The following is a 13,933-nucleotide window of genomic DNA, read 5'->3' on the forward strand; positions in this document are numbered from 1 at the left end:
GAACCAGCTCACCTTTGCTCGGCCCGCCGCCCCACCACCAGCGTTGCGAAAATCACCGTAAACCCGAACAGCACCATGCCGCCCGCCAGCACATGGGCCCTGTCCCATTCGAGACGTTCGACAAAGTCGTAGATGGCGATCGAGAGCACCTTGGTCTGGCCCGGAATATTGCCCCCGATCATCAGCACCACGCCGAATTCACCCACCGTGTGGGCAAAGGCCATAATGGCGCCGACCAGATACCCCGGCCGCGCCAGCGGCAGGGCCACGCGCCAGAACCGCTGCACCCTTGACGCCCCCAAGGTGTCGGCGACTTCGAGCACCTCGCCCTCGATCGCTGCAAAGCTATTGCGCAGCGGCTGCACCATGAAGGGCAGCGAGGCAATCATCCCGCCAATGACGAGGCCGCCAAACGAGAAGGCCAGCGTCCGCGCCCCCCAGAGGCCTGCAATCCACCCGCCCGGACCATTGGGGCCCAGCGCCAGCAACATGTAAAAGCCCAGCACTGTCGGCGGCAGCACTAGCGGCAGGGTCACGACGGCCCCCACCACCTCGCGTCCCCCGCCCTTTCCAAGCGCCAGCCACCAGCTCAGCGGCGTCGCCACGACCACAAGGATCGCCGTGACACACAGCGCCAGCGACAGGGTCAGGAGAATGGGAGATAGGAGGGGTGCTAGATCCATCAGCTGGTCATATCTGCCGGGTCATTCCCGCGAAAGCGGGAACCCTGTTCGGGATGCCGCGGCATTGTTCATCTCTTCTGTTCATCGTCACCACCGGGCTTGACCCGCTGGTCCACGCCGCCGCGCACTGGATTGCCCGGTCAAGCCGGGCAATGACGGCCAATGGAGTATCCTGCCATTCCACCGGCCAGGCTCCCTCCCCCTCCTTCAGGGGGAGGGTTGGGGTGGGGGTGATCAGCCCTCAGGGCACCGAGTATCCCGCCGCCTCGATGACAGCCACCGCCGCGTCGCTCTTGAGATAGTCCAGAAACGCGACAGCTGCCGGATTGCCCTCGCCTTCCTTCAGCAACACGGCGCCCTGCGCGATCGGTGCGTGCAGGTCATCGGGCACCAGCCACACGTCCTCTTTGCCCACTACCTGGCTGGCCGCCACGAAGCCCAGTTCTGCATTGCCGCTCTCGATGAACTGCAGCGTCTGCGAAATGTTCTCGCCCCAGACGATCCTGGGCTCCAGTGTCTCGTAGACGCCCAGCGCGGTCATTGTTTCCACCGCGGCCTTGCCGTAGGGAGCGGCGTCGGGGTCGGCCACCGACAGCTTGGTGAAATCGCCTTCGAGCGCAGCCTTGCCATCGCTGAGGTCACGACCGGGGCCGTAGAGCGCCAACTGTCCTTCAGCATAGACGAAGAACGAGCCATCCACCGCAAAGCCATCCGCGATGGCTTTTTCCGGTCGCGCCGTATCGGCTGCCAAGAACACGCCAAACGGCGCCGCCTGGCTGATCTGCGTATAGAGCTGTCCGGTCGCCCCGAAGCTCAATTCGACCGCGTGGCCGCTATCGGCTTCGAAATCGGCTGCCAGCTGTTCAGCCACGGCGGTAAAATTGGCGGCGACAGCCACGTTTACGGTTTCCGCCATGGCGGGTAGGGCCGAACCGGCCAGGAGGAGGGCGACGAGGAGAGTGCGGGACACAAGGACGCTCCGATATGTTTTATCGAACATATCGATGCGCAAAACCGCATGACGATGCAAGCGATATGTTTATTTGGAAATATCGGAAAACTTCGCCCGCAGAGCCCGAACGTCTTCGGCGATAGCCAGCTCGGTCTTGTGCTGCATGGCCCGATAGCGCTCCAGCACGGCCTCGCCCAGCGGCGTCAGGCTCGCGCCACCCTGCGCCGCGCCTCCCCGGCTCGACGTCACCAGTGGCTGCCCAAATCCGTCATTGAGCGCCTGCACCAGGCCCCAGGCCCTTTTGTAGCTCATGCCCATGGCCTTCCCCGCCGCCGAGATCGACCCGGTGCGGGCAATCCCCTCCAGCAGATCCGCACGCCCCGGCCCGATATAGGCGGTTTCCGAAATGACGACGCGCAGGTGACCAAGGCCGTGGGAGTGGACAGGTTTGGTCATGAACCGAAAGACCCCCACCCAACCTCCCCCTGATAGGGGGAGGAGTAAAATCGTGTTCCAGGCTGAATTGCGCAACGACCACCAGCCGCACCCCTCCCCCTGACAGGGGGAGGCTGGGTGGGGGTATCCGAGGACAAGGAGTTACCCTCTGAGCGCGCTCGCTTCTCTCGCCAGCGCCTCGATGCGTGCGAAGTCGCCGCTGGCCAGCGCGTCGGCCGGCATGATCCAGGAGCCGCCCACGCAGATGACATTGGGCAGCGCGAGGTAGGTCTTGGCCTTTTCAGGATCGATGCCGCCGGTGGGGCAGAACGTGATATCGGGCAGCGGCGACGCGAAGGCCTTCAGCACTGGCGCGCCGCCTAGCGCTTCGGCCGGGAAGAACTTCAGGAAGGAATAGCCGCGCTCGGCAGCGGTCATGGCTTCCGTCGGGGTGCCGATGCCCGGCAGCAGCGGAATGGCCACGTCATCGGCCGCATCGAGCAGCCGCGGCGAGGCGCCGGGCGAAACCATGAACCGGCAACCGGCATCCACCGATGATTTCATGTGCACGGCATTGCGCACGGTACCCGAACCGACGATGGCGCCAGTGACCTTGGCCATTTCTTCCATCACCTTGAGCGCATTGGGCGTGCGCAGCGTCACTTCCAGCACCGGCAGGCCACCGGCGACCAGGGCCTCGGCCAGCGGCCGGGCCTGCGCCACATCATCGAGAATGATGACCGGCACGACCGGGGCAAGCGAAAGGATCGAGCGGATGGCGTTTGCGTCCTGCGGCATCAGAAGTGTCCTCGGCTGGATTTGCGCCCAGCGTTAGGCGCAGACCGAATTTCCTGCAAGCGGGTTCATTGAATTGGCGGGAGAAAATCCCTAGGTTCCGCCCGCTGGCTGTCGCCGCGCCCTTCTCGCAACCCGCGGGATGCGCGATAGGGCCTGGGCGGGAGGACATCATGGTTCAGACGATCAATGCAGTGACGCCACTGGCAGACGCGCGCGTCATTCTTGCCCAGAATTTCGATCTCAAGTTCACCCCCGCCGTCGCCCGCGCCACCGACAAGGTTTTCGACCGTGTTCGCGACAAGATCCCCGAGATCGAGTGGCCCTTCTATGCCCCCCTGATTTTTCAGATCAATCGGCTGAAAAAGGAGAAGGACGCGGTCATTCTCGCTCACAATTACCAGACGCCGCAGATCTATCACGGCGTCGCCGACGTGGTGGGCGACAGTCTGCAGCTGGCCATCGAAGCAACCAAGGTCCGGCAGTCGGTCATCGTCCAGTGCGGCGTGCATTTCATGGCCGAGACCTCAAAGCTCCTCAATCCCGACAAGACCGTTCTCATTCCCGATAGCCGCGCTGGCTGCTCGCTTTCCGAGAGCATCACCGCCGAGGACGTGCTGGCCATGCGCGCCCAGTATCCGGGCGCACCCGTCGTCACCTATGTGAACACCTCGGCCGCGGTGAAGGCCGTCACCGATGTCTGCTGCACCTCGTCAAACGCGCTCGACATCGTCAACCGCGTCGAGGGCGATACGGTCATCATGATCCCCGACCAGTATCTGGCGGCCAATACCGCCAAGAAGACGAAAAAGAAGATCATCACCTGGGCCGGTGCCTGCGAGGTTCATGAGACCTTTACCGCCGAGGACATTTCCGAGCTTCGCCACGCCTATCCGACGGCCAAGATCATCGCCCACCCCGAATGCCCGCCCGAGGTGATCGACGCGGTGGATTTCGCCGGCTCGACCGCGGCCATGATCGATTGGGTCAAGTCGACCAAGCCCCCGCGCGTCGTCATGGTCACCGAATGCTCCATGTCCGACAATGTCGCCTCGGAAACAACAGGCGTGGATTTCCTGCGCGGCTGCAACATCTGCCCGCACATGAAGCGCATCAATCTCGAAAACGTCCTCTGGTCGCTCCACACCATGAGCGAGGAAGTCACCATCGCCCCCGACATCATCGCCCCCGCCCGACAGGCCGTGGAGCGCATGATCGAGTTGTCGAAGCGGGGCGATTGAGCAATCAGAGGCACGACCTCGCGTCACCTCTCTCTGGGCGAGGTCGGCGCGCAGCGCCGGGTGAGGAGGGCCCCTTCCTAGGGACGCAGCGCCACCAGGTCCACTTCCACCAGCGCCCCAACCGCCAGGGCCGTCACGCCCACGGTCGTCCGAGCCGGCAGCTTCCCCGGTTCGAAAAAGGTCGGCCACAGGTCGTTGAGCGCCGCATAGTCGCGCTCGAACTCGGTGAGATAGATCCGGGCCATGGTCACATGCTCGAGCCCCAGACCGACCCCGCCGAGCACGATCTTGAGATTGTCCACCACCCGCCGCGTCTGCGCCTCGATCCCCTCGGGCAGCGGCGCGTCCGGTGCATCGGGATCGGTCGGCATCTGTCCGGTGACGAACACGAACCCATTGGCTTCCACCGCGTGGCTGAAGGGGGCGACCGGGCGCGGACCGGAGGAAATCATGTGATGGAGAATGTCGGACATGCGATCTTTTCTGGATTAACCGGAGCGAGTGCTCAAGGGTTAGCAGTCTGCTAGCAAATTGCCCATGCTTGCTATGGTTCGAGCAAAAGCGCACTATATTTTGCATGCAAATGCTAGCGCGTATGGCCCTATCGGTGTTCCTGGTCGCCGCCCTGCCGTCAAGTGTCGCCCTGGGGCAGACTTTCACGCCCAGTGCCACACAGTCGGCCGAATTAGACGCTTTGTTTTCAAGGCTTTCCGCGTCCACCACCGAGCCTGAGGCACGCCAGATCGCCGACCGGATCTGGCGCATCTGGACCCGGCCGGACGATCCCGTCCTCGCCGCCCGGGTCGATGAGATCATCAAGGGCGGCGGCTTTGCCGGCCCCGCCAGCCAGCTGCCGCTGATCGATGCCCTCATCGAAGATTATCCTGATTATCCAGAGGGTTGGAACCTCCGCGCCACCGCCCATTTCATGCGCGGTGCCTATGACGATGCCCTGGCCGACGTCGCCCGCACCCTCGCACTCGAGCCTCGTCATTTCGGCGCCATGGCCGGCCGCGCCCTCATCCTCCACACCCAGGGCAAATATGACCAAGCCCTTGAATCCATTAAGCAAGCACTCGATATTCACCCTTGGCTTCCCGAGCGCAGCCTGTTTCCCGAGCTTGGCAAACCGCCGATGCGAAGCTGATAAAGGTCAAGGAAAACAAGAGCATGGCTGAAGGCGACTATATCATCCATCGCGAGGACGGCCCGACCCGCGGCCGCTACGTCATCCACCTCGCCCCCGGCGCCGAGGCCGAGATGACCTATCGAAAGGCCGCCGACGGCCCGATGATCATCGACCACACCGGCGTCCCTCCTGCATACGAAGGCCGCGGCATCGCCTCGAAACTGGTCAATGCCGCCATCGCCGACGCACGCAAGGAAGGGTTCAAGATCACCCCGCTCTGCTCCTACGTTGTCGCGCAGTTCCGCCGTCACCCCGAATGGGGCGATCTGCGCGCCTAGAAACCGTAGCGGATGCTGTCAGCCGTGTCTGCGAGATACGGCGCCAGCGCCTCCCAACTGACCCGCGCCGTCGGGGCACCATAGGCATAGGCGGATATCTCGTAGGGCTGGAACTGGATCACCAGGCCATAGGGGTCCGACAGGTCCCAACGACTTGGATCGATAACGGATTCAGCGATGTAGCTCGTGTCGTCGAGCATCAGGTTGTCACCATGCTCGGCCTTGGCGGCTTCGACGGCCAGCGTCAGCAGCGCCTTTTGCCAGCCCTTTCCCGAGAACACATCCTGCGCTTCAACGAAGCGCTGCTTGTCCTTGAGGTAATGGCGATAGGAGATCGTGTAATTACCGTGCGCCGCCCCATGGCCGAACCAGTAGGTGTTCGCCAGGAGAGAAATGCGGTTTCCTGAGATATCGTCGACGGTGATGCTGTTGGTGGAATCGCTGCTCGTATCGTCTTCGACCCGTTCCGCACCGCCCTGCGGCGCGAACACGCCAGAGATCAACTCCCCCTCCGCCCGCACCAGGTCGTTGAATACCTTTGAAGAATCCTCGTCGCCATCGAGCTGCACCAAGGACAGTTCATGCAGTGCGAGCGGCCAGTTGGAATCAGGATTGGCGGCCTCCGCGGGATCGGGCAGGGCCGAGAACTCGGCCACCGGGTAGAACCGCAGACCGTTGATCATGCGGCTGGTTTCGAGAACATCGCTTCGGCTGTCGAACAGATCGCCGAGGCAGGAAACGCCCCGCTCGTCATAGTTGCTCCCGGCCAGTGGTTCCGCATTGCGGGTACAGGCGCGCTGCGCATAGTCGAGCCATTCGCGCTGGCTCGTCCGCAACGCATCCAGCGCCGTCTCCGACAACCCGCCGACTGCGGTCGCATAGGTCTTGGCGAGGCGCTCGTCGGCCGTAGACAGGTCGGCACTGTCGCAGATCGCATGCTCGAATGGCGTGCCGGCCTTGGAACAATCAAAGCTCGCCGCCTGACCTGACGAAATCGGCACCAAAGAAAAACCGGCCAGCAGCAAGGCTGTGGAGAGAGTGACGCGCAGCATGATCGACCTTGAACGGTTTGATTTCAGCCACGATACCCCTTGCCTCGGCGCGCGTCATCACCAAGCGCACGAGCGCTGGATCCTCAGAGAAACGCCTGGATCGCCCTCAACTCTTCGTTGCGCAACTCGTGCCCGCCCTCATGCCATTCCAGCGTCGTCGCCGCATTGTTGGCCGAGAAGTATTTGGCCAGCGCTTCGGTCGCTCCCGCCGGCGCGATCGGGTCGCGACGCCCTGCGGTGATCAGCACCTTTCGTCCTCCGAAATCCGCCTTGGGCGGCGAAAACGGGATCAGCGGATGCATGAGGATCGTCGCGTCGAAGAGGTCGGGCGCGGTGAACTGCGCGGAAGCAAGAATATTGGCGCCATTTGAGTAGCCCAGCCCGATGACCCGCGATGCGGTCCCGATCTGCGTACGCACGAATTCCGTCATGGCCGCTGTACGAAGCCGCAGATCGTCCATGTCATAGACGCCCTCGCCCGTTCGCCTGAAATAGCGAAGCGCACCGTGTTCGCTGACATCCCCGCGCGGAGCGACCCGTCGCGATCCGGGCAGCAATTGTCCGGCAAGGTCGAAGAACTGGTTTTCGTCTCCGCCCGTGCCGTGGAAAAGGAAAAACACAGGCGCGGCAGGATCGGCATCGACGTCGCTGCGGAACTGATAGCTGGACATGGTGCACTCCTTTGTTGCCGCCGATATTGGCGCTTTCCGAGCGCCGGGCAATGCCCGGTGGACGCCACACACCGTTGCGCGATCCGGAACAATGCCGCCGTGTCGCAATTGCGCAGCGTGGCAGGACCGCTATGATGCAGCATGTTCCTGTCCGTGTTTGATGTCTTCAAGATCGGCGTCGGCCCATCGAGTTCCCACACCATGGGCCCGATGACCGCCGCCCGCCGCTTTCTCGATGATCTCGCCGCCGGCAATTGGCCGCGTGCCGCCCGCGCCCGGCCGGCCGCAATCACCGCAAGTCTTCACGGATCGCTGGCGTTTACCGGCATCGGCCATGGCAGCGATCGCGCTGTGATCCTTGGCCTTTCTGGCGAAGTTCCGCAGACTGTCGACCCCGACGCGATGGACGGCATCATTGCCCGTGTGCGCGAGACTGGAACGATCGCGCCGCCAGGGCGTCCAGCCTACCGGTTCCGGCCAGCCGTCGACCTGGTGCTCGACAAGCGGACGCCGCTGCCTGGTCATCCCAATGGCATGCAGTTCTGCGCCTACGATACCGACGGGCAATTGCTGCTGCGGCGAAACTACTTCTCCATTGGAGGAGGTTTCGTCGTCACCACAGACGAGCTCGAAGCGCTTCGCACCGCTTCGCCTGGCGACGCCGATGTGCCCTGGCCTTTTGCGGATGCGCGCGAAATGCTCGACATGGCGAAGCGCTCGGGCCTGTCCATCGCTGCGATGAAACGGGCTAACGAGGAAGCTGGGCTCTCCCGGACAAACCTCGATCGTCGCCTGGATGCGATCTGGTCGGCCATGTCGTCATGCATTGATCGCGGCCTCTCACAGCCAGGCGAACTGCCCGGCGGTCTGCGGGTCAAACGTCGCGCTGCGGCAATTCACGACCAGCTGGCGCAGAAATGGTCCCGCAACGAAGTCGATCCGCTGATGGCCAACGACTGGCTGTCGGTCTTTGCCATGGCGGTCAACGAGGAGAATGCTGCAGGTGGACGCGTCGTCACCGCACCCACCAACGGAGCTGCCGGGGTCATTCCGGCCGTCCTCAGCTATGCAGTCAAGTTCAATGCGGGGACCGGCGATCAGGCCATTCGGGACTTTCTACTGACGGCCGCTGCGATCGGCGGCATCATCAAGCATCGCGCGTCCATTTCCGGCGCTGAGGTCGGCTGTCAGGGTGAAGTCGGCTCCGCATCTGCCATGGCGGCCGCCGGACTATGCGCTATTCTCGGCGGCTCGCCCGAGCAGGTGGAGAACGCGGCGGAAATCGCTCTCGAACATCATCTGGGTATGACCTGCGATCCGGTCGGCGGTCTCGTGCAGATCCCGTGCATCGAGCGCAATGCCTTCGGTGCGGTAAAGGCCGTCACCGCTGCATCCCTGGCCCTGAAAGGTGATGGCACGCATGCCGTGCCGCTCGACGCCTGCGTCGAAACCATGCGCCAGACCGGCCACGACATGAACGAGAAGTACAAGGAAACCAGCCTCGGCGGCCTTGCCGTCAATGTCGTGGCCTGCTGATCAGCCGCGGTAGCCCACGTCGATCCGGGCATGCCCCTCGGTGAGCCGAGAAACGCAGGCGCACATCTTGCCACCTTCCGACTTTTCCTCGGGGCTGAAGAACACGTCTCGATGGTCGATCTGTCCTTGCGTCTCCAGAACCTGCACGGCGCACAGACCGCATTCGCCGCGGCGGCAGTCGTGGATCATCTCCACCCCCGCCCCGATCAGTGCATCGAGCAGTGTCTGATCCGATCGCACGTCCACGGTGATGCCGCGATTGACCACATCCACGCTGAACGCCTTTTCGGCGAAGAGCCCGCTGTCCCCGAAGACTTCGTAGCGCAACCGGCTGACGGGCCGACCCGATGCCGTCCAGGCGGCCTTGGCAGCCTCCAGCATGCCGATTGGCCCGCAAAGGTAACATTCGGCATCCGCCGGTAGGGCCGCAAATTCAGCCGCCAGGTCAACGTGGTCACCTAGCGAATTGTCATTCAGCACCAGGCGGTCGCCAAGCAGGCTCTGCAACTCTTGGGCAAAAGCCATCAAACCGCGCGACCGCGCCCCATAGACCACCCTGACGGATGCCCCGCGTGCCACCAGCGCTTGCGCCATGCCATAGATCGGCGTGATGCCGATCCCGCCCGCAAGCAGCAGGTAGTGCGCAGCGCGCCAACTGAGCTCGAACCGGTTTTCTGGCAGCGTCAGCCGGATCTTCTCGCCGACCCCGAGCCCCCACATGAACCGGGACCCACCCCGACTTTGTGGATGGAGCTTCACCGCTATAGCGATCTGACCAGGGGCCGCCGGCACGACCGTATAGGCGCGATTGGCTGCCGTGCTCTCGATCTGCACTTTGAAATTGCTATGCGATCCCGGATCGAACCGCGGAACCGGGCCGTCGACCGCGAAAGCGATCTGGCGGACATCCTCGGCGATCTGACGGATTTCGGCGACTGTTCCGTCGCGCCATTCAACACGATTGCGCATGATCAGCCCACGACCAGTGACAGGGCCGGAACGCGGCGGATCAGGCTGCGGTCCTGATCGAGCACGAATTCCAGGTTCTGTCGCGCCAGTCTCGCATGCTCGCGCGCCAGAGCTTCGGCCCGGCTGCCTTCGCGCAGGCCGATGGCTTCCACCATGGCCCGATGCTGGGTCTGCGCGCCATAGAGCGAGCGGCGAAACTCGATGACATTGGCCTGCTTGTCGAGAAAAGCACTGGGCGAGGCGAAAGGCAGGCTGGTGACCCGTTCCAGTTCACGGCGAATGGTCTGGCTCGCCAGCCCCCAGAGTTTTTCATGAAAGGCAGCGTTGAGATCGACGTAGCGATCGAAATCCATATCCGCGACTTCGCCCCTGAGCGCCTCGTCGATCCCTTCAAGCAACCGGCCCAGTTCGCCCATGCGCGCCGGCGCCACACCCCGTTCCGCGGCCAGACGCAGCGCCAGGCCCTCGAGGGCACCGCGCAACTCGATGGCGTCGACCACCTCCTCGCGGGAGAAGCTGCGCACCGCATAGCCGCCCGACGGAATGGCCTCTACCAGTCCCTCTTCGCCCAGCCGGGCAAGGGCAGCACGAAGCGGCGTGCGGGAAATGCCGAGGCGCTCGACCAGCGCCAGTTCCGACAGTCGCGATCCGGCACGGATTTCGCCTGAGATAATGAGGTCACGAACGCCCATCAGCGCCCGTTGCGACTGCGCCGCCCTTTGCGATGTCGGGTTCACTCTGCGGCCTCCTGCATCGCCTGTTCGCTATCGATCATGCGATCGATCAACCGCCGCGCCCACATCGAGCCGGCGTCGATATTGAGATTGTAGATGACGTGATCGGGATTGGCGTCGATGGCCTTTTGTTGTGCCTCGAGGATCCTCTCGTCCTCTCGGAAAATGGAGGACACCCCTTCGCGCAATGTGTGCGTGCGAGCCTGCTCGTCGATCTTGTAGTTGCGGGCGAAGGCCCAGAAGTAGTGGCAGGTCTTGTCGGTTTCCGGCGTCATGGTGTTGAGGACGAAGCCGTTGACGCCCTGGCTGCGGTCGCCGTCCGGCGCGCCGGTGCCTGCAGGCGCCACGCCCACATCGATGGCAATGGTCGAAGGCGCCTGGAAATTGATGATTTGCCAGCGATCGACGTTGCCCGGCTTGCCGAGCTGTCCGCGCCAGAACGGCGGCGCATCGATGTCGCGCATCCAGCGGGTAATGGTGGCGGTCGTATCCGTGTGGGTTGCCTCGAAGGGCGCCTCGGCCACGGCGCGATTGCCGATCGACGAGCCATGCACGTAGGTTTCGTGCGTCAGATCCATGAGATTGTCGACCACCAGGCGATAGTCGCATTTGGCATGGATGTACTTGCCATCGGCCGCCCATGCGGGGTCGTCGTTCCAGTGAAGGTCTGGCACCAGCGCCGGATCGGCCAGCGCCGGTTCGCCCATCCAGAGCCAAATGAAGCGATGCCGCTCGACAAGCGGATAAGACTTGACGCAGGCCGACGGATTAATTGTGTCCTGCGACGGCATGTATACACAACGACCCGTGTCGTCGAATTCGAGCCCATGGTAACCGCAGATGACATTATCGCCGTGAAGCTCGCCCATGGACAATGGGAGCAGCCGGTGCCAGCACGCGTCGGCTAGCGCAACGGCTGATCCGTCGTGCTTTCGATAGAGAACGACAGGCTTGTTGCAGATGGTGCGCGCGAGCAGCTCGCGCTTGACCTCGACATCCCAGGCCACTGCATACCACGCATTCATGGGAAATGTGGGTTCACCCATCGCTACTCTCCTCCTGTTCCTCGTCAACAGAAAATACCAGTTGTATACATTTTGCAAGAAGCCGATTGCCAATTGAGGACGAGCTTGCCATCACTGCCGCCGAAATCAGAAGGAGGATCACCCCATGGCCGTAGCCAAGCCGCCCTACCATGCCGATGTCGTCGGATCGTTTCTGCGTCCCGACAGCATCAAGAAGGCCCGCAAGGCGCGGCTCGAGGACAGGACCATGAGCGCGGAAGACCTCCGCGCCATCGAAGACGAAGCGATCCGCGACGTGATCCGGATGCAGGAAGATGCCGGCCTCAAGGCCGTGACCGACGGTGAATTCCGCCGTGCCTGGTGGCACTTCGACTTCATGGGCATGCTGAATGGCCTCGATATCATCCAGCGCGAAGGCGGCGGCATTCAATTCCATGGCGTCCACACCAAGCAGGATGTCCCGGTCATCTCTGACCGGCTGAGCTTCCCACCCGATCACCCGATGCTCGAACACTTCAAGTTCGTTGCCGCCAACACATCCGTCACGCCCAAGATTTCCATCCCCGGTCCGAGTGCCATCCACTTCCGCATTGCCGACGACGACATCGCCGTCCAGGACTACAAGCATGACGCCGAAGCCTATTTCGAGGCGATCACCGCGACCTACAAGGACGCCGTGAAAGCCTTCTACGATGCCGGCTGCCGCTACCTGCAGATGGATGACATCTTCTTCGCCTATCTCTGCGACCCGAAAATCCGCGCCGAGCGCAAGGGCAAGGGCGAGGATCCCGATTGGCTGATCGGCCGCTATGCCAAGATGATGCACGACGCCATCGTCGACCGTCCCGATGACATGCTGATCGGCATGCATATGTGCCGCGGCAACTTCAAATCCACATGGGTCGCCGAAGGGGCCTATGACCCGGCAGCAGACGCCATCTTCAACCAGACCGATGTCGACATATACTTCATGGAATACGACACCGACCGCGCTGGTGGTCTGGAGCCGTTGCGGTTGCTCCCGAAGGGCAAGAAGCGCGTGCTCCCGGGCTTCATCACGACCAAGACACCCGAACTCGAAGATCTGGACGATCTTAAGCGCAAGTTCGACGCCGCGTCGAAATATGCGGACATCGACCAGCTCGGCATCGCACCGCAATGCGGCTTCGCCTCGACCGAGGAAGGCAACGACCTGACCATGGACGACCAGCGGCGCAAGCTCGACCTCGTGGTCAAAACGGCCGAGACCATTTGGGGCCACGTCTGAGCCAACAGACCCGTATTCCAATCACAGCCCGGCGGACCAGTCCGCCGGGTTTTTGCTTTGACGTCAGAGAGATGATGTCAACCGCCTGAGGGCATGCGAGTGCTTCCCTCTGTGCATGGCACGGCAGCCATGCCTTGGCATCGGCCTCGCATGGTGTCAGCCTTTCGAGTGATTTTGATTGACCACGAGAGCATGCGGACGTTCGGGGAGTCACCAAGTTACCCCAGTTTTGACTCACTTCATCACGTGTCGGGCCAAGTCCTCGCCGCGAAGATAACGCATCCGAGAAGGGAATTGTTCACGACCGAAGAGGCTCACCGTATGCCGCAGTCCAGATATCGCTACACGCTCAACGAACGCGTCGAAGACCCGGCAAGCTGGTTCTACACCTGGGACCTGGCCGACGACGTCACCTTTGCCAGCGCATGCGATTTCTGCGGTCAGGGCGAACAGCGCATCACCTACGGGGTTCACCGCAGCGACGACCGGATGCAGGTGTGCGCCCGGTGCGCCGGCCGCTACCCTATCAGCGGCGCTATCGACGGCTTGCTGCTTGATGTGCGGACCACCAGGGATCAGATCCATGGCCTGACGGCACGCCTCAAGCAGCAAACCTGCCAGGACGTCATCCGCCAGGTCCAGACGGTGTCGCCCGATCCCGCCCTTGAAGAGGCTCTGGTCTATTTCGACCGCAACCTACAGCTCTCGCCCCTTCGAGCCGCCATCATCTTCCTTGCCATGCCGAGCCTGCCCCACCCCGTCGACGTCCGTATTTTCGAAGTGCAGACGCGCAGCAATGCCCACCAGGAAGAATTCGGCAGCCTCGACGAGGCGCAGCGACGCGCAGTCTGGGCGGCGCTCTCTCCGCAACAAAGGCGGCGCATCGCATCCCTGGGCTTTGCCCCGCGTGACGCGATCCTGCGCCAGCCGCGCGGGAAACGCCGTCCTGGCGTCGTGCCGGACACGATCAGTCCACGCATGGCTGTGTTGAGCGACGCGGCAAGCCCGCAGCGACAGCCCGATTAATGCCTGAAATCAGGCACTTATCAATAAATTGAGACTCTCGCCTCCCGTCCGGCGCCGATGCCTGCCCCATTGCGGGCATG

Annotated in this window: 16 protein-coding genes; 6 read left to right on the forward strand and 10 right to left on the reverse strand. The window is 62.9% G+C overall.

Features of this window, described 5'->3' with window-relative positions; translation table 11 throughout:
• Positions 1-8: 8 nt before the first annotated feature.
• The 4 genes from modB to eda all read right to left on the reverse strand — a co-directional run bounded on the left by modB (position 9) and on the right by eda (position 2,868).
• Positions 9-683 carry a molybdate ABC transporter permease subunit gene (gene modB / locus CCK88_RS12270; protein ID WP_086470694.1) on the reverse strand — a complete coding sequence of 225 codons (675 nt, stop codon included), beginning with the start codon at positions 681-683 and terminating at the stop codon, positions 9-11.
• Positions 684-924: 241 nt separating this feature from the next.
• The gene (gene modA, locus CCK88_RS12275; protein ID WP_244557482.1) at positions 925-1,653 is read right to left on the reverse strand and encodes a molybdate ABC transporter substrate-binding protein; all 729 of its coding nucleotides are present in this window, start codon (positions 1,651-1,653) and stop codon (positions 925-927) included.
• A 69-nt stretch (positions 1,654-1,722) separates the two neighbouring features.
• Entirely contained in the window at positions 1,723-2,091 is a 369-nt protein-coding gene (locus CCK88_RS12280) for a winged helix-turn-helix domain-containing protein (RefSeq protein WP_086470695.1), read from the reverse strand.
• A 141-nt stretch (positions 2,092-2,232) separates the two neighbouring features.
• The gene (gene eda / locus CCK88_RS12285; RefSeq protein ID WP_170926454.1) at positions 2,233-2,868 is read right to left on the reverse strand and encodes a bifunctional 4-hydroxy-2-oxoglutarate aldolase/2-dehydro-3-deoxy-phosphogluconate aldolase; all 636 of its coding nucleotides are present in this window, start codon (positions 2,866-2,868) and stop codon (positions 2,233-2,235) included.
• Between the two features lie 170 nt (positions 2,869-3,038).
• Here eda and nadA point away from each other — a divergent pair, with 170 nt between their 5' ends.
• Positions 3,039-4,106 (forward strand): quinolinate synthase NadA, encoded by a 1,068-nt coding sequence (gene nadA, locus CCK88_RS12290; protein ID WP_086470697.1) that lies wholly within the window; start codon positions 3,039-3,041, stop codon positions 4,104-4,106.
• A gap of 77 nt (positions 4,107-4,183) precedes the next feature.
• On the opposite strand, the gene CCK88_RS12295 is transcribed toward nadA, so the two are convergent.
• Positions 4,184-4,570, reverse strand: a complete 387-nt coding sequence (locus CCK88_RS12295; protein WP_210189946.1) for a RidA family protein — start codon at positions 4,568-4,570, stop codon at positions 4,184-4,186.
• Positions 4,571-4,701: 131 nt separating this feature from the next.
• Here CCK88_RS12295 and CCK88_RS12300 point away from each other — a divergent pair, with 131 nt between their 5' ends.
• Together CCK88_RS12300 and CCK88_RS12305 are read left to right on the forward strand one after the other, a co-directional pair.
• Positions 4,702-5,253 (forward strand): tetratricopeptide repeat protein, encoded by a 552-nt coding sequence (locus CCK88_RS12300; RefSeq protein WP_086470698.1) that lies wholly within the window; start codon positions 4,702-4,704, stop codon positions 5,251-5,253.
• 23 nt (positions 5,254-5,276) lie between these two features.
• On the forward strand, positions 5,277-5,573 hold the full coding sequence (locus CCK88_RS12305) for a GNAT family N-acetyltransferase (RefSeq protein ID WP_086470699.1): 297 nt from the start codon (positions 5,277-5,279) through the stop codon (positions 5,571-5,573).
• Here CCK88_RS12305 and CCK88_RS12310 read toward each other — a convergent pair.
• Both CCK88_RS12310 and CCK88_RS12315 read right to left on the reverse strand, forming a co-directional pair.
• On the reverse strand, positions 5,570-6,625 hold the full coding sequence (locus tag CCK88_RS12310; RefSeq protein ID WP_086470700.1) for a DUF3298 domain-containing protein: 1,056 nt from the start codon (positions 6,623-6,625) through the stop codon (positions 5,570-5,572). The two genes, CCK88_RS12305 and CCK88_RS12310, sit on opposite strands and share 4 nt — an antisense overlap.
• Positions 6,626-6,708: 83 nt before the next feature.
• Complete coding sequence (locus CCK88_RS12315; protein WP_086470701.1) at positions 6,709-7,296, reverse strand: alpha/beta hydrolase; 588 nt, start codon at positions 7,294-7,296, stop codon at positions 6,709-6,711.
• A 141-nt stretch (positions 7,297-7,437) separates the two neighbouring features.
• Here CCK88_RS12315 and CCK88_RS12320 point away from each other — a divergent pair, with 141 nt between their 5' ends.
• On the forward strand, positions 7,438-8,832 hold the full coding sequence (locus CCK88_RS12320; protein ID WP_086470702.1) for an L-serine ammonia-lyase: 1,395 nt from the start codon (positions 7,438-7,440) through the stop codon (positions 8,830-8,832).
• On the opposite strand, the gene CCK88_RS12325 is transcribed toward CCK88_RS12320, so the two are convergent.
• From CCK88_RS12325 to CCK88_RS12335, 3 genes are read right to left on the reverse strand one after another with little or no spacing between them, the layout of a single operon-like run.
• Entirely contained in the window at positions 8,833-9,801 is a 969-nt protein-coding gene (locus CCK88_RS12325; protein WP_086470703.1) for a PDR/VanB family oxidoreductase, read from the reverse strand. It abuts the gene before it with no gap.
• Between the two features lie 2 nt (positions 9,802-9,803).
• Positions 9,804-10,493, reverse strand: a complete 690-nt coding sequence (locus CCK88_RS12330) for a GntR family transcriptional regulator (protein ID WP_086470704.1) — start codon at positions 10,491-10,493, stop codon at positions 9,804-9,806.
• 41 nt (positions 10,494-10,534) lie between these two features.
• Complete coding sequence (locus CCK88_RS12335; protein ID WP_086470705.1) at positions 10,535-11,581, reverse strand: aromatic ring-hydroxylating dioxygenase subunit alpha; 1,047 nt, start codon at positions 11,579-11,581, stop codon at positions 10,535-10,537.
• A gap of 124 nt (positions 11,582-11,705) precedes the next feature.
• Here CCK88_RS12335 and CCK88_RS12340 point away from each other — a divergent pair, with 124 nt between their 5' ends.
• Both CCK88_RS12340 and CCK88_RS12345 read left to right on the forward strand, forming a co-directional pair.
• Positions 11,706-12,827 (forward strand): 5-methyltetrahydropteroyltriglutamate--homocysteine S-methyltransferase, encoded by a 1,122-nt coding sequence (locus CCK88_RS12340; RefSeq protein ID WP_086470706.1) that lies wholly within the window; start codon positions 11,706-11,708, stop codon positions 12,825-12,827.
• A gap of 321 nt (positions 12,828-13,148) precedes the next feature.
• Positions 13,149-13,853 (forward strand): hypothetical protein, encoded by a 705-nt coding sequence (locus CCK88_RS12345; RefSeq protein ID WP_086470707.1) that lies wholly within the window; start codon positions 13,149-13,151, stop codon positions 13,851-13,853.
• Positions 13,854-13,933 lie beyond the last annotated feature (80 nt).

The organism is Devosia lucknowensis (genome assembly GCF_900177655.1).
In the GTDB taxonomy this organism is placed as follows: Bacteria; Pseudomonadota; Alphaproteobacteria; order Rhizobiales; family Devosiaceae; genus Devosia; species Devosia lucknowensis.

Bases quoted from the DNA above. Each gene is read 5' to 3' on its own strand.
- modB (WP_086470694.1), bottom strand. From the start codon at position 683: ATGGATCTAGCACCCCTCCTATCTCCCATTCTCCTGACCCTGTCGCTG.
- CCK88_RS12280 (WP_086470695.1), bottom strand. From the start codon at position 2,091: ATGACCAAACCTGTCCACTCCCACGGCCTTGGTCACCTGCGCGTCGTC.
- eda (WP_170926454.1), bottom strand. From the start codon at position 2,868: ATGCCGCAGGACGCAAACGCCATCCGCTCGATCCTTTCGCTTGCCCCG.
- nadA (WP_086470697.1), top strand. From the start codon at position 3,039: ATGGTTCAGACGATCAATGCAGTGACGCCACTGGCAGACGCGCGCGTC.
- CCK88_RS12300 (WP_086470698.1), top strand. From the start codon at position 4,702: ATGGCCCTATCGGTGTTCCTGGTCGCCGCCCTGCCGTCAAGTGTCGCC.
- CCK88_RS12305 (WP_086470699.1), top strand. From the start codon at position 5,277: ATGGCTGAAGGCGACTATATCATCCATCGCGAGGACGGCCCGACCCGC.
- CCK88_RS12310 (WP_086470700.1), bottom strand. From the start codon at position 6,625: ATGCTGCGCGTCACTCTCTCCACAGCCTTGCTGCTGGCCGGTTTTTCT.
- CCK88_RS12315 (WP_086470701.1), bottom strand. From the start codon at position 7,296: ATGTCCAGCTATCAGTTCCGCAGCGACGTCGATGCCGATCCTGCCGCG.
- CCK88_RS12320 (WP_086470702.1), top strand. From the start codon at position 7,438: ATGTTCCTGTCCGTGTTTGATGTCTTCAAGATCGGCGTCGGCCCATCG.
- CCK88_RS12325 (WP_086470703.1), bottom strand. From the start codon at position 9,801: ATGCGCAATCGTGTTGAATGGCGCGACGGAACAGTCGCCGAAATCCGT.
- CCK88_RS12330 (WP_086470704.1), bottom strand. From the start codon at position 10,493: ATGGGCGTTCGTGACCTCATTATCTCAGGCGAAATCCGTGCCGGATCG.
- CCK88_RS12335 (WP_086470705.1), bottom strand. From the start codon at position 11,581: ATGGGTGAACCCACATTTCCCATGAATGCGTGGTATGCAGTGGCCTGG.
- CCK88_RS12340 (WP_086470706.1), top strand. From the start codon at position 11,706: ATGGCCGTAGCCAAGCCGCCCTACCATGCCGATGTCGTCGGATCGTTT.
- CCK88_RS12345 (WP_086470707.1), top strand. From the start codon at position 13,149: ATGCCGCAGTCCAGATATCGCTACACGCTCAACGAACGCGTCGAAGAC.